Raw genomic sequence first — 14338 nt, forward strand, 5'->3', positions numbered from 1 at the left:
GCAGCGTTGCATGATATCGACATTGGGCAGCCCGATCATTTGTTGTGCGTCACGGCCTTATTGTTGTGCGCCACGGCCACGCCGCTTGGCAGGCGCCTGAGCGTTGATTTCAATGGTGGCCTTTGAACTGCCGAGGAAACCCTAAATGTTGATGTATCGCAAGTGGGCAGCGCTGCTGTGCCTGGCTCTGGCCGTGATCGCGGGTGGCGCCCAGGCTGAAAACCGCCCGGAAGTCGCAGAAAAAGTGCTGGCCTATGCCGGCGAAGGCGGCGTGAAAGTCTGGACTCTGCGCATCGGTGCGCGCAATGACAATCAGGCGCTGGTGCAGCTGGAGGGTGTCGACCACGACTGGAACATGAAGATCCAGAAGATGACCGTAGAAAAGACCAGTAAGGACACCCGCTATTCCACCACCGTGGACGGCCAGAAATTCGTGGTACTGGTGCTGCAACAAGGCTGGGGCGAGCTGTACCTGCCTGGCGAATCGCAGGCGCTGAATGTCGGCTATGACGAGTTCCTGTCCAGCCAAGGCAATGCACAGGCGTTTTTGACCGATTATTTGCAGGCCAATTGAGCCATGAGCCGGTTCGCGCGGTGGTCGTGGCCGCTGACGATATTGCTGCTGCCGGTGGTGCTCATGACCTGGGCCAGTGTGCAAAGCGGACGCGTCGATGACGTGCTGCGCGAAGCACAGAATATCGGCGGCTACTACGCCTGGCTCCGCGTGCGTCAGGTGTTGGCAGGGTTGGCCTACTGGCTGGCCCTCGCCGCGTTGGTGGCCGGGCCTGCGACGTGGCTCAAGCTGAGGCTGGATGCCTGGCGTGCGCTGAAGTCCAGGGATTTTCTCTACGACCGCCTGTTCCTCTGCTGGCGTGCCTTGGGGCATTGGCTGGCGGCTTACGCCGGGCTGTTGATGGGCGCGTTGGCCCTGAGTCTGTTGTATGAGCTGAGCTGGGGCTGGAGCCATTTGAAAGCCGGTGGCTGGCTCATACTGCTGGTGGCGGTGCCGCTGATAGCCGTGCTATGGGCGGGCTGCCTGTTGATCGGGCGTCTGCGCCAGCAATGGCACGCGCTGGATAGCCCATCCTCGGCGTTCCTGGGGCACCGGATGGGGCGTGACAAAGCCCCGGCCTTGTGGGCATGGATTGAGCAACTGGCCACAGTCACCGGTGCGCCGGTGCCCGACCATATAGTGGTGGGCATCGACCAATCGTTTTTCGTTACCAGCGTTGATGTGGCCCTGCAACCGGCCGGCGACTTGCTCCGCGGGCGCACCCTTTACCTGCCGCTGACCTACCTCTCGACCCTGAGCCAGGCCGAGGCCGCGTCGATCATCGGTCATGAGCTGGGCCATTTCTGTAGCCGTGACACCGAGCGGGGCAGCGAGATCGGTGCGCATTTCAGCCTGATGTGCCTGCACTTTGCGTTTATCCGTGCCGAGGATGCCGACCCGGCCTGGATCGAGCGCCCGGCGATCTGGATGACGCAACGTTTCCTGCATTACTTTCAACTGGCGGTGCATCACTGGGGCCGCGCTCAGGAATTGGCGGCGGATCGGGTGGGCGGCAACATCGGCGGTGAGCGCCTGTTCTGCCAGGCGCTGTTGCGGGTGATCGCGCTGGACGCTGAAATCAACACGCTGCTCGCCGAGCGCCACTCCAACCTGATCCAGGCCCTGGCCGACCACCTGCGACACACGCCACTGCGCCTGAACGACGCGGCGCTGAACCACACCATCGCGCACCCGTTCGATACACACCCGCCGACGGCACTCCGCCTCCAGCAACTGGGCGTAACCCTGGATGACGCGCTGCTGGCCGAGGCCACCCGCGTACCCACCGAACACGACCGACACTGGTTCAGCCAACTCACCCATACGGCGTCGTCGGCTGCCACGCAGCCCGTATCACCGCCGATACCCACTGTCCAAGGAGAATGATCCATGACCCAACCTTCGGATCCGCTGTCGGATCTCGCCAGCGCACTCAGCCAGGAATACGCCGACTCCCGCGACGCCCAGCGCGAGCGTGCGATCGCCGAACTCGAGCAGGTTATCCAGCGCGTACCCGAGCAGACCGAATTCACTAACTCGCGCCGCTACAAGGTGCGCAGCCCGCTGTTTTTGCTGGTTGCCCTGGGCTTGCTGGGGTACGCCCTGAATAGCGGGGCCACCAGCCTGGCCGTGTGTGCTGCGGTGATGGCGGTGGTGTTTGCATTGATCACCTGGCAGCACCGCAACGCCGGGCAACACGTGTTTATGCGCTTGACCCGCCGCCAGCTGTTTGCGGACACGCTGAGCGCACCGGTGGATCTGCTGGACATTGTCGACGTCTCCATCAATGACGAAGGCTGGCTGACGGAGCAGAAACTGATGTTGCGTGCCGATGCGCCCCTGCCTGTTCATCGCTCCGCGCGACAGATATTCGGCAACCAGGCCATGGCCCTCAAAAAGCCCCAGCCGCAGATCCGCATCCTGTCTGCCGGCCTGGTGCATGAAGGCATCACCCTGGATTGCGACCAGATTGCAGATATCCTCAACGCCTACTGCCAGGCTGCCCATGCACAGCAACAGCTTGATGCGCTGCGCCAAGAGGCTCAGCGCGGTTCCTGAGTGGTTTTAGGGTAGAGCGGGTTTGTGGTATTGAAATACGTCACTGAAGAGTGGGGGGCGCTCGAGATTTTGCCTGGGTGCTATTCGTGACCGATATGAATTGGTCGTTTGGGGCGGATAAATATTGGCAGAAATCGGCCAGAAGCTGCCTGTCATGCTGACCGCTTGTTGTTGACCGAGATAGGCATTGACGTAAAATTGCCACCCCCAAAAAATCAGCTTGCATAGCGAAAAGGAGCTTCGATGCAACGGGTGATGATTGTTGGTCAACCTGGGTCAGGCAAGAGCACTTTGGCGCGTGAGCTTGGTCAGCGCACGGGTTTGCCGGTCGTTCATATTGACACTATTCACTGGCAGCCAGGGTGGATCGAACGAAGTCGGGACGAGAAGACAAAACTTTGTCTCGATGTAGAGGCCCGAGATTGTTGGATATTCGAAGGTCGCCATTCAGCCACTTGGGACAACCGGCGGGCCCGTACAGATCTCTTAATATGGATTGATCGTTCGGCGACGCTTCGATTCTTGCGCGTACTGCGCAGAACCCTACTTCAACGCGGTCAGTCTCGGCCTGACTTGCCGGAAAACTGCCCCGAACTGCTGATGAACCTGCCGGAGTTTTTTAGATTCATGTGGCGGACGAGAAAATCAGCGCGAGAAAAGATGCAGCAACTTATTGCAACAGCGCCATCAGCTTGCCGCGTGGTTTGTCTGCGCTCTAATCGGGATACCGGCATTTTTCTCGCGAGCATTGGAAATTCGACTGTCCAGACCCCGCGAGATTGATCGACGGTTGCCTGATTCAATGCGGAACTGCCGTTTACAAGTGGCTGCTTCTGGCCAAAAACGGACGATTTCAGACGCCTGCTTTCGACTCGTAGCTGCGGTCAGCCCCCCCACACCGTAGCCGTCGCCTGAACTAAAGGTGGGGGCTGATGGCTGGCTGTGAGGGAAGGGCTAGCTCAAGTAGTCAACAGTGGCGTGCCCAATGAGCCCGATCTCTGTCGTACCGGCAACCACCAGGTCGGCATTGGTGATCAATCGCGTGTAATCGAATCCGGCTAGCGTGACCTGAAAGGCGTGCCCATCGGCACCTGGCTCGCTGCTACGCAGGTAAGTGCGTTCGTTGATTTCATCGTAGGTCATGCGCAAGGTGCCGTCATGGCCGTCGCCCTACCCGGTCACGCCGAGCGCGGAGACGTCGAGCTTGTCTTCGCCCCAGATGAAGTCGGTGATCAGGTCGCTGCTGCCTGCATAACTGTCGCCGCTGCTGGTGAACACGAAACGGTCGTTGCCTGTACCGCCGGTGAGCTTGTCCGCGCCCAACCCACCGGGCAGCACGTCGTTGCCAGCGTTACCCTCAAGGGTGTCGTTTCCGGCACCGCCGGCCAGAGTATCGTCGCCCCAGTAGCCATACAGGGTATTGGCCTTATCGTCGCCGGCCAGATTCATCGGTGTGATCGGCTGCGGGGTGGTCACAGTTGTCGCATTACCGGGCGGGGCGAACAGCACGCTGCTGGTATTTAGTTCACTGACGTGGTTCCCACTGAGCAGGATTTCGAAGCGGTTACCGTTGGCATCGGCCTCCAGTGATTTAAGCGCGGTGGTGTCGCCCGCCAGGTTGAGGACCACCTTCAACGTACCGTTGTAGCCGTTGCCCAACCCGGTGAAGGCCAGCGCGGACACGTCGATCATGTCATGGTCGTTGCCATTGAAATCGGTGATCAGGTCGCGGCGGCTGTAGCTGCCGCTGGCATCGTTGCGGTAGCTGTCGCTGAGCTGGTTATACACAAAGGTGTCGGCACCCGCGCCGCCGCTCAGTGTGTCGCCGCCGGCGCCTGCGAACAGCCGGTCATTGCCTGCACTCGCTTCGATAGTGTCGCGGCCAGCGCCGGCCTTGATGGTTTCGCCAGCGTTGGTTCCCACTAGCAGGTCGTCGTGCGAGGTACCGGTGATCAGCGGTTGCAAGTTGGCATCGGTAATCAGGCCGCTGTTGGAGAGGAACTGCACGGCAAAATGCCGGCCATTATGGTCTTGCTCGTAGTTTTCCAAAATGTAGATGCCGCGCAGTGGCTCGCTACGTATGTGCAGGGTATCGCCGTAGCCATTGCCCAGATGGCTAAAGCCCAGAGCTGACAGGTCGAGCACATCGTGGGCGGGATCAAAATAGCTGATGGCATCGGTGAACTCGCTTCCGGCCTTGATATAGCTGTCGCCGATGCGATCGAAGCGAAATACATCGCTGCCGGCGCCACCGTACAAGGTGTCGAATCCGGCACCGGGGACCATCACGTCATTGCCACCCCCGCTGACTATCTGGTCGTTGCCGGCCCCGCCCATCAACAGCTCGTTGGCCAGCCCACCGCGCAGGTAATCACTGCCAGGGGTACCCTGCACGATGAGTTCGATCGGGTTCTTGCTGACCCGGCTACTGGCGCTCGTGACCTGCAAATCGTCGGGCACGGAGTGCTTGGTGAGATCGCTGATGTTGAAAGCTTGGGTCATGCGTGCTCCTTACCTGCGGCTGGTCCACTGCTAGTGTGGTTTAACGCCAATAACGCCGTTTCGTTGATAGCAGTGGGCCGCGTTTGATGAAAGGCTATAAGCGCCGTCCCATGGCAGTCGCTCGCTGAGTGGTCAGATTTGCGCCTGGCCGCCGTCGACAAACAGTTCGATACCGTTGACGAAGCTGGCGTCATCCGAGGCCAGGAACAACGCTGCGCTGGCGATTTCTTCGGCTTCACCGACACGTCCCATTGGAATCAGCGACGCCATGTAGTCGAGCAAGCCTTGCTGCTGAGCGGCATCGGGGCCGGCCAATTCAACCAGGCCAGGCGTGCGAGTGGCGCCGGGGCTGATCGTGTTGATGCGTACCTGGCGGTCTTTCAAATCCAGAATCCAGTTGCGTGCAAATGAGCGCACGGCGGCCTTGGACGCGGCATAGACACTAAAGGCGGCGGTGCCCGAACTACCTGCCGTGGAGCCGGTGAGAATCACCGAGGCCTTGGGGGCCAGCAGCGGCAGCGCCTTTTGCACCGTGAACAGCACGCCTTTTACGTTGCGATTGAAGGTGTCGTCGTACTGCTGTTCTGTGATTTCGCCCAGTGGCAGCATGGACCCGCCGCCGGCATTGGCGAACAGCACATCGATGCGGCCGTGGGTCGCGCCAATCTGGCGGTACAACGCGTCCAACTGGTCGAGGTTGGAGGAATCCACCTGCACGCCGGTGGCATTGCCGACAGCGACGACGGCGGCGTCCAGTTCGGCTAGGCGACGGCCCGTGATGTAGACGTGAGCGCCTTCTTGAGCGAAGCGTTTTGCAGTGGCCAAGCCGATGCCGGTAGTGCCGCCGGTAACCAATGCAATTTTGCCTTCGAGTTTGTTCGTCATGGTGTTTCTCCCGTATTTCGATTGAGTGACTTGTGATGTGGGAGAAGCTTATCGACGAGGTAAGAGTTTCAAAATAGAATTGTCTGAAATCTATCGTTGCAGAAATGAAATGAGCAAGCTTCCAGATTTCGAAGGGTTGGCGATGTTTGCCAAGGTGGCCGAAGAGGGCTCGTTCGCCGGCGCGGCGCGTGTCATGAGCGTGTCGGTGCCTACGGTATCGCGGGCGGTCGCGCGGCTGGAGGAGCGCCTGGGTGGACGCTTGTTCAACCGCACCTCGCGGCAACTGGCCCTCACAGAATTCGGCGCAAGCATGGCGGCCAGGGCAGGGGAGATCTATCGGCAGGCTGAAGCGGTGGAAAGCGAGGCTCAGGCGTTATCGATCCAGCCCCGCGGTCAAGTGCGCCTGGCGATCCCCATGTCGTTTGGACTGCGTTGGGTCGCACCGCTGATGCCGCAGTTGATCCGGCTGTATCCCGAGCTGTCGATTGACCTGCACCTTTCAGACGCTTCGGTAGACCTGATCGCCGAGGGCTTCGATGCGGCACTACGGATTGCCGTAATGCCGGACTCGTCCCTGGTTGCGCGGCATCTGTGCGCGGTCACCCAATACCTGGTTGCCTCACCGGCGTATCTAGCTGCCCACGGCCACCCCAGCCACCCCCGCGAACTGGCGACCCGTACATGCCTGAGCTATGCCTATCGAGCCCGCAGCCAAGTGTGGCGGTTCACCCATAAAGACGGCACCGAAGAAGACGTGGTGCCCAGCGGCCCGTTAAGGGTGACCAACTCCGATGCGTTATTGCCAGTGTTGCTTGAAGGACTGGCCATTGCCGAACTGCCGGAATTCATAGCCAGCGAATACCTGGCCGATGGGCGCTTGGTCGTGGTGCTGCCGCAATGGAGCATGGCGCGTGGCGGCCTGTATTTCGTCACCCCCTCGGCCCGCACCCGGCCGGTAAAAATCAAGGCGGTATCGGACTTTTTTGCCGAGCGTTTGAGTGAGCCTGTGTGGCGATGGGGGTTATGAGACAGTGGGGTGGTCTAGATAGATGAAATTGTGACTTTTGAATCTTGACATGTCTTGTAACAAGTGGGAAATTAGCATCCGTGACTAAGGATAGTACTCATTGGAATAAGAAAACCAATTCAAGGGAATGACATGTTTCATATCACGGCCTTTCATGCATCCTCTCCTGCGTGCGCCTTTTTTACAGGGCAATCTCGCGCACTTTCAATTTCTGTTCTGTTCGAGTGCAATCACATTCCGAGTGTGGACCTGCGCGTTTCCGACTGATAACCAACTGAACTGATTAATTGTCCACGGCATGTCTTTGTCGTGAGTAACTGTGCGCCGCTCATGACTTTCGAAAAGAGCGGATAGGTTTGTTCGTCTGAATAAAATAAATGCAAATGAAGATATTACCTGTTGTTCTGCTTGGTTTTTTATCTGTTTTTCAGTCGTCGTTGTCCTATGCGGATAATGCCAATGGAAAGAATCTTTATACACAGCGATGCGCCGTGTGCCATGGCGCCGATATCAAAGGAACAGGGCCGTTGGCGAAAAAAAGCAATCCGCCGACGCCTGACCTGACCACGTCCGCCTTCAAGAAGCGGCTCAATGATTATCCCGGCGTGATTGTTTCATCGGTCATTCTTCGCCCGAGTGGAAGCCTGATTCCAAAAACCTTGCGAGAAAACAACGTGAAAATTGCTCCGCATGCCTGGAGCATCAACGATCTGCGTGACTTGAATCAGTACATGAGTGAACTCATTACCCGGAAAAGATGAGTAAAAAGAATGCCTGCGCGCAAACTGGCAGTCATCAAAACAATTAACAACTGTCACTGAGTCGTCTTAAACCTTATTACACAGAGGGACAAACCCATGCGGACAAAGGTTGCAATCGTAGGAGCAGGCCCGGCCGGATTGATGTTGGGGCAACTTCTTTCTCTTATGAGTATCGACAATGTCATCGTCGAGAGTCGTCCCAAAGAGTATGTAGAAGGCCGTAGTCGCGCAGGTCAGATCACGCCAGCAACGGTGAAAATCCTGACTGAGAGTGGTGTCGGTTCGAGAATTGCGTCTGAAGGCATGGTGCATTCTACGTTGCAGTTTCATTATGAGGGCGCGACACGCGAACTGAACTTTAAAGCACTCACCGGTCGGACCGTCACCATCTACGGCCAACAGGAAATCATCAAGGATCTGATTGCTGCGCGGTTGAAAACAGACTATCCACTATTATTCGACGCGGCCGATGTGCAGATTCATGATGCCGACGCCAATACACCTTCAGTGACGTTCAAACTCAACGGCGTACAACAGGTGCTCGATTGCGACTTCATCGTCGGTTGTGACGGTTTCCACGGTATCTGTCGCCCACATATCGCTGATTCCCTCAAGTTTTTCTCGCACGCTTATCCGTTCGCCTGGCTGGCGGTGCTGGCTGAAATGTCGCCCATTTCCCGGGACGTCATCTTCGCCAGCCACGAGTCCGGGCTCGCATTGTTCACCATGCGCTCGCCCAGCGTTTCAAGAATCTACCTGCAATGTTCGCCTGATGCACAGGCCGACAATTGGTCTGGCGCGCAAATGTGGGATCTCTTGCAAGCTCGTATCGAAGGCCGACCCGAGAAAGTCAACGGCGGCGCCGTTATCGAGAAGAGCATTGTCCACCTGAGGAGTTTCGTTGCCGAAAAGATGCAGAAAGGCAGACTGTTTCTGGCCGGAGATGCCGCACATATCGTGCCGCCGTCCGCCGCCAAGGGGCTTAATCTCGCGGTGTCCGATGCCAACATTCTTGCTCGTGCTTTCGAGCGGTTTTATGCACACGACAAGGATGACCTGCTGCTGTCCTATTCCGACATTGCTCTGAAGCAGGTGTGGAAGGATGTGCAGTTTTCCCACGCGATGGTCATGTTGTTTCATCGTTTCGACCACAACGCCGATTTTCATCGGCGGCTTCAGACGGCCGAACTCGATCGTATTCTCGGACCTGGTCCGGCGGCGCAGAATTTCGCAGAACTGTGGGTCGGCAGTCCTCCTTTCGAAGCGTCGATCTGAATTGGGATCTGAACCGGACAACCACCAGGCTACCCTTCGCAACATGGAATTGTGCAATGGATCAATCAAGGAAGATCCTGATCATCTTGCATCAGGAACATTCTACGGCGGGCCGCGTCGGCCAGCTGTTGGAGCAACTGGGATTCGAGCTTGACATCCGCAAGCCGCGATTTGGCGAGCCGCTTCCGCAGGACATGCGCGAACACGCCGGGGCGGTGGTTTTCGGCGGTCCCATGAGTGCCAATGACAGCGATGCCTACATCCGCGAAGAGATCGACTGGCTGGCCCATCCCCTGAAAGAAGACAAACCGTTTCTGGGGCTTTGTCTGGGGGCGCAGATGCTGACCCGACATTTGGGGTCGCGGGTCTACGGCCTGGACAACGGCGGCATCGAAGCCGGTTATTACCCGATCACTCCGCTCGCCGCGGCGCACGAAATCACCGCCGATGCCAGCGCTCCTTTTCCGGATCATGTCTATCAGTGGCATAGCGAAGGCTTCGATTTGCCAACGGGCGCCGTGCAACTGGCGGCGGGGACGACTTTTCCGGTTCAGGCCTACCGCTATGCCGACAACGCCTACGCGCTGCAATTTCACCCGGAAGTCACTTACGAAACGATCGATCGCTGGTCGTCCCTTGGCACCGAACGGCTCAAGGCCCCGGGTTCCAGGCCAGCCCACGAACATACCGCGGGCTGGCATCGACATGATTCAGCGGTTGAAGCGTGGATCAAGGCGTTTCTGCCGAAGTGGATAGGGACACCCGTCTGATCCACCGATAAACGGGCATCAAGACCCCGACGAACGCCTTCAGTCAGGGTGACCTCACGGAGAGAGTGCAACATGGATTTTCAGCTCTGGATTTTGTTTTGCGTGGTCTTTCTTTCAGCGGCAATCCTCCCGGGGCCGAATGTCGCGTTCTCTATGGCGCAAGCGTTGGATCACGGTTTCAAGGAGTCATTTCCTGGAGCCATCGGTTTCGGCCTGGCGAGCGGGGGACATGCCTTTATCGTGCTGTCGGGGCTGGGTTTGCTGGTCAGCAAAAACCCCGGAATCCTGTTCTGGCTCAAATGGATCGGTGTGGTCTATTTACTCTATCTGGCGCTGAAGTCGTTGCGCTCGCATACACAAGTTGCCGTGGCCACTTCCAGCAAGCGCACGCCGCTACAAATGTTCACCGGAGCTGTGATCGTTTCATTTACCAATCCCAAGGGCATTCTGACGAACATCATCTTGTTCCCGACCTTCGTCAATAAAGATTTGCCTTATGTCCCGCAGTGCATCGCCTTGATTGCGACCGCCATTGTCATTTCCACATCGGTGTACGCCATGTACATGCTCCTGGCCCGGCACGCAGCGAAGATATTCAAGACAAAGCGCCAGATGAGTGTGGTGACGGGCGTTTTGTACATCGGCGTCGCCACTGCAATTGCCACGACTATTTAAATGAATGTGAGTACCCGGCATTACCAGCATTCAAGCGAGGTTCGATGTGATTGGCGTATTTGATTTCGGCAGTGGTGGATTGACGGTGATGCGTGCCCTTGAGTCTGCATTGCCACACGAACACTTTGTCTATCTGGGCGATCATGGCAACCCGCCTTATGGCAACAACGCATCGGGTGATATTTACGATCTCACCCTGGCCGCTGTTGCCCGGCTTTTCGAATACGGTTGTTCATTGGTCGTGATCGCCTGTAATACCGCCGTGGCCACCAGTCTGCACATTTTGAAGCAGTCATGGCTGCCAGCGTTTTATCCGGATCGAGAGGTGATTGGAGTCGTCACACCGGTAGCCGAAGAGGCGGCAGATGCCGCTGTCGGGAGTGTGGCGGTTTTTGCCACTCAGCATACGGTGGACTCCAATATTTTTGCCACGGAAATTAACAAACGCAATCCAGCTACAGCGGTGTATCAACAAGTCTGTAACGGTCTCGCCTTGCTGATTGAGCAAGGCGCGCCGACAGAGCGGTTGCGGGTCGAAATACGTAAACACGTCGATGCGCTGTTGGTGAGTACCCCGCAAGTTCCACAGGTTTGCATATTGGGCTGCACCCATTACCCCCTCGTTGAGCCTCTGTGGCGGGCAGCGTTGCCGGGCTCGGTGCGGATTCTCTCCCAGTCCCGTGCGTGCGCTGAAAATCTGACGGAGTATCTGCAAAGCAATCCGCGTTTTTCCAGCGCTAAACCCGGTAGCAACTCGTTCCTGACTACAGGCGATGTTGAAACAGTTTCAGAGCGCGCCTCTTTGTTCTACGGAGCAAGGGTCGAGTTCTCGAAAATCTGACAGGTAAGTTCTAACAACTCAGGAGAAAGACATGAAACTGGTTGGCATGATGGGATCACCTTATGTTCGGCGCGTGGCCATTTCGATGCGCCTGATGGACTTGAGCCATGAACACAAGCAGATCTCGGTATTTCGCGACACTGAAGAGTTTCGCGCCATCAATCCCGTCATCAAGGCACCGACGTTGATTCTCGATGACGGTGAAATGATCACGGACTCTTCGATGGTGATTGATTATCTGGAGTCGCTGGTCGGCCCGGAACTCAGTTTGCTGCCAAAAGACCCGAAACAGTATCGCAAGGTGCTGTCGCTCATCGGACTTGGCCTGGCCGTGTGTGAGAAAGCGGTGACGCTCGAATATGAATACAACAAGCCGAAGGCGTTTCACTATGAGCCCTGGCAAACCCGTATTACCGAACAACTGAGTGCCGCGCTGGAACTTCTGGACCAAGCAGCAGCGAACAAACGCGATGCCCTCTGGCTGGCAACGGAACAGATATCCCAGGCTGACGTGACGGTAGCCGCCGCCTGGCGTTTCACGCAGTTTCGTGTGCCGCATCTGGTCGATGTCGAAAAATATGCCGCGCTCGCTGCGTATTCCGAACAGATCGAGAAACTTCCGGCGTTTGCTGCTACGCCGCTCAAATAAGCGCCGGGTGATGTTCAGGAGACACAGGGATGTTGAGTCTGGAAGATTTTTTTGCGTTCGGTGAAGCCGGGTACACCTATATACCGTTGTGGCAAAGCCTGCCGTTGCCGGTCGGCGTCGAAGCGCTTTCGCTGTACCAGGCGCTAGCCAATTGCGGGCAGGATTATCTGTTCGAAACCGGGCACTGGCACGACGGTGTGTTCGAGCAGGCGTATTCAGTGATCGGCTTGCCGTGCAATGAGCGTATCGAACTGGATGAAGGTGTCATGCGCCGTTACTGCAACGACCAATTGTCGACGCGGATTGACTGCGAAGATCCACTGGCGGAGCTGGCCCGGCTGCAAAAGCACTTTCGCGTACCGGATTGTCCCGGCCTGCCACCGTTCAGCGGTGGGCTGTTCGGCTACTTCGGGTTCGAAACGACCCGGCTGATTGAGCCACGCCTGCGCCGCGTACCCCGCAAGCCTTCCGGTTTTCATCTCCCTGACGTCTTGCAACTGATCAGCACCGATGTGGTGGTGCTCGACCACCGCGAACGGCTGGCCTGGTGCATCGTGCATGAAAGCCCGAAAACGTTGGGCGACTATCAGAGTGGCATGGATCGGCTCAATCGTCTGGTTGCCAATGTGCGCCCCCTGTTGGTCGCGCCGGCACCTTGCGCGCATGTGGCCGAGGTGACTGTTCCCGCCGCCGAATCCGCCTTCCCGCAACCTGCGTTCATCGAAGCGGTGGCGCGGATCAAGGACTACATTGCCGCAGGCGATGTCATGCAGGTGGTATTGTCCCAGCGCATGAGCCTGCCTTTCGAGGAGGACGCCGTGGCGCTGTATCGCTCCCTGTCGGATCTGGGGCAAACACCTTACCGGTACTTGTTGAATCTGGGGGATTGCCAGGTGGTCGGCGCTTCTCCGGAAATGCTGTTCCGCCAGCAGGAGCAAACGGTGACGACGCGGCCCATGGCTGGCACTCGGCGGCGAGGCAGCGTGGTGGCCGAGGACAACCGCCTCAGAGAAGAGCTGCTTGCCGATCCCAAGGAGATCGCCGAACACATGATGCTGGTCGATCTGTCGCGAAACGACCTCGGGCGGTTGGCCAATACAGGCAGTGTGCAGGTAAGCCAGTTGCTCAAAGTGGAATACTTCTCCCACGTCATGCACATCGTCTCGACGGTCACCGGCCAGATAGCCGACGACGTCAGTGGTCTGGAACTGCTCAAAAGTATTTTCCCGGCCGGCACGCTCAGCGGCGCATCGAAGGTGCGTGCGCTTGAGATCATCGCCGAACTTGAGCCGCATGCACGCGGGGTATACGGCGGTGCCATCGGTTATCTGGACTGGAACGGTCGCGCCGATCTGGCGATCACCATTCGCACCGGGCTGCTCAAGGATGCGCGACTTTATGTGCAAGCCGGCGCCGGCGTTGTGCAGGATTCAGTCGCCGAACGCGAGTGGCAGGAAACCATCGAGAAAAGCCAGTTGATGCGGGTTGCGGCGGGCCGCTGCCAAACACTGGCCCAACGTCAGGAGGTGGCCTATGCACTTAATGATCGATAACTACGATTCGTTCACCTACAACATCGTGCAGTACCTGGGCATGCTCGGTGCCGATGTCGAGGTGCGGCGCAACGATCAGATCACCCTGGCAGAAATGGAAGCACTGCAACCGCAGTCGGTGATTGTCTCGCCGGGGCCGTGTTCACCTGCCGAGGCGGGTATTTCGCTGGCCGCCATCAAACACTTTGCGGGCCGCTTGCCGATACTGGGCATCTGCCTGGGCCATCAATGCATCACTGCCGCGTTTGGCGGAGAGGTGCGAAGGGCGCGAGAGGTGCTGCACGGCAAGGTGTCGCGCATCCGTCACGACAGCCGTGACTTGTTCGACGGTTTGCCTGACGGTCTGGAAGTGGCACGGTATCACTCGCTCGTGGCCGGCGCTTTGCCCGACGAACTGGTGGCTACGGCCCATGCGCTGGATGAAAACGGCCAGCCTGACGAAATCATGGCGCTGCGACATCGTAAGCTGCCGATCTATGGTCTGCAGTTTCACCCCGAGTCAGTGATGACGCAGCAAGGGCTGGATATGTTGGGCAATTATCTGCAACTGGTCGAGGGCCGCATCGCCGGGCTGGCGATCTAAGCCGGTTGCCATGGACGGGACTTTGGCTCGTTTTCGTTTTCCCAGCGTTGCAGATTCTGTTCAAGTAACTCATGTAGGAGGGCGCTGGCGTCAAAGCCGACTCAAAACGCGATTGGTGCATCTGTCCGCGTAACGCGGGCAGGTGACAGGTCAACGTAAACGCATGCATACGTGTTGTTTAACATAATATACATTATGCGTAACAA

At 57.8% G+C, this 14338-nt stretch carries 16 protein-coding genes; 13 read left to right on the plus strand and 3 right to left on the minus strand.

Going from position 1 to position 14338, the window contains the following annotated elements; genetic code table 11:
• Nucleotides 1-145: 145 nt before the first annotated feature.
• The 4 genes from AD664_RS03740 (at nucleotide 146) to AD664_RS27780 (ending at nucleotide 3394) form a co-directional block, all read left to right on the plus strand.
• A complete protein-coding gene (locus AD664_RS03740) occupies nucleotides 146-574 on the plus strand; it encodes a hypothetical protein (RefSeq protein WP_053144490.1) in 429 nt (142 codons plus the stop codon).
• A gap of 3 nt (nucleotides 575-577) precedes the next feature.
• Nucleotides 578-1939, plus strand: coding sequence for a M48 family metallopeptidase (locus AD664_RS03745; protein ID WP_053144491.1), 1362 nt, complete (start codon nucleotides 578-580; stop codon nucleotides 1937-1939).
• Between the two features lie 3 nt (nucleotides 1940-1942).
• A complete protein-coding gene (locus AD664_RS03750) occupies nucleotides 1943-2611 on the plus strand; it encodes a hypothetical protein (RefSeq protein ID WP_053144493.1) in 669 nt (222 codons plus the stop codon).
• A 243-nt stretch (nucleotides 2612-2854) separates the two neighbouring features.
• Complete coding sequence (locus AD664_RS27780; protein ID WP_083454125.1) at nucleotides 2855-3394, plus strand: AAA family ATPase; 540 nt, start codon at nucleotides 2855-2857, stop codon at nucleotides 3392-3394.
• A 171-nt stretch (nucleotides 3395-3565) separates the two neighbouring features.
• Here the strand turns inward: AD664_RS27780 and AD664_RS27785 are convergent, their stop codons facing one another.
• The 3 genes from AD664_RS27785 to AD664_RS03760 all read right to left on the minus strand — a co-directional run bounded on the left by AD664_RS27785 (nucleotide 3566) and on the right by AD664_RS03760 (nucleotide 5998).
• On the minus strand, nucleotides 3566-3754 hold the full coding sequence (locus AD664_RS27785) for a hypothetical protein (RefSeq protein ID WP_256206995.1): 189 nt from the start codon (nucleotides 3752-3754) through the stop codon (nucleotides 3566-3568).
• 27 nt (nucleotides 3755-3781) lie between these two features.
• Nucleotides 3782-5113, minus strand: coding sequence for a M10 family metallopeptidase C-terminal domain-containing protein (locus tag AD664_RS03755; RefSeq protein WP_256206996.1), 1332 nt, complete (start codon nucleotides 5111-5113; stop codon nucleotides 3782-3784).
• A gap of 132 nt (nucleotides 5114-5245) precedes the next feature.
• A complete protein-coding gene (locus AD664_RS03760) occupies nucleotides 5246-5998 on the minus strand; it encodes an SDR family NAD(P)-dependent oxidoreductase (protein ID WP_053144495.1) in 753 nt (250 codons plus the stop codon).
• Between the two features lie 109 nt (nucleotides 5999-6107).
• Here AD664_RS03760 and AD664_RS03765 point away from each other — a divergent pair, with 109 nt between their 5' ends.
• The 9 genes from AD664_RS03765 to AD664_RS03800 all read left to right on the plus strand — a co-directional run bounded on the left by AD664_RS03765 (nucleotide 6108) and on the right by AD664_RS03800 (nucleotide 14132).
• The gene (locus tag AD664_RS03765; protein WP_053144497.1) at nucleotides 6108-7025 is read left to right on the plus strand and encodes a LysR family transcriptional regulator; all 918 of its coding nucleotides are present in this window, start codon (nucleotides 6108-6110) and stop codon (nucleotides 7023-7025) included.
• A gap of 383 nt (nucleotides 7026-7408) precedes the next feature.
• Nucleotides 7409-7786 (plus strand): c-type cytochrome, encoded by a 378-nt coding sequence (locus AD664_RS26805; RefSeq protein ID WP_072394801.1) that lies wholly within the window; start codon nucleotides 7409-7411, stop codon nucleotides 7784-7786.
• Nucleotides 7787-7882: 96 nt separating this feature from the next.
• On the plus strand, nucleotides 7883-9061 hold the full coding sequence (locus tag AD664_RS03770) for a 4-hydroxybenzoate 3-monooxygenase (protein ID WP_053144499.1): 1179 nt from the start codon (nucleotides 7883-7885) through the stop codon (nucleotides 9059-9061).
• Between the two features lie 56 nt (nucleotides 9062-9117).
• Nucleotides 9118-9831 carry a glutamine amidotransferase gene (locus AD664_RS03775; RefSeq protein ID WP_053144501.1) on the plus strand — a complete coding sequence of 238 codons (714 nt, stop codon included), beginning with the start codon at nucleotides 9118-9120 and terminating at the stop codon, nucleotides 9829-9831.
• 72 nt (nucleotides 9832-9903) lie between these two features.
• Entirely contained in the window at nucleotides 9904-10506 is a 603-nt protein-coding gene (locus tag AD664_RS03780; protein WP_053144502.1) for a LysE family translocator, read from the plus strand.
• Between the two features lie 46 nt (nucleotides 10507-10552).
• Nucleotides 10553-11347 carry a glutamate racemase gene (locus tag AD664_RS03785; RefSeq protein WP_157061536.1) on the plus strand — a complete coding sequence of 265 codons (795 nt, stop codon included), beginning with the start codon at nucleotides 10553-10555 and terminating at the stop codon, nucleotides 11345-11347.
• Nucleotides 11348-11378: 31 nt separating this feature from the next.
• The gene (locus AD664_RS03790) at nucleotides 11379-11996 is read left to right on the plus strand and encodes a glutathione S-transferase family protein (RefSeq protein WP_053144506.1); all 618 of its coding nucleotides are present in this window, start codon (nucleotides 11379-11381) and stop codon (nucleotides 11994-11996) included.
• 104 nt (nucleotides 11997-12100) lie between these two features.
• Nucleotides 12101-13549, plus strand: coding sequence for an anthranilate synthase component I family protein (locus AD664_RS03795; RefSeq protein ID WP_256206999.1), 1449 nt, complete (start codon nucleotides 12101-12103; stop codon nucleotides 13547-13549).
• Entirely contained in the window at nucleotides 13530-14132 is a 603-nt protein-coding gene (locus tag AD664_RS03800; protein WP_053144729.1) for an aminodeoxychorismate/anthranilate synthase component II, read from the plus strand. The genes AD664_RS03795 and AD664_RS03800 overlap by 20 nt, the downstream gene beginning before the upstream one ends.
• Nucleotides 14133-14338: the final 206 nt, after the last annotated feature.

This window comes from Pseudomonas sp. P97.38, assembly GCF_001269745.1.
Lineage (GTDB): Bacteria > Pseudomonadota > Gammaproteobacteria > Pseudomonadales > Pseudomonadaceae > Aquipseudomonas > Aquipseudomonas chlororaphis_E.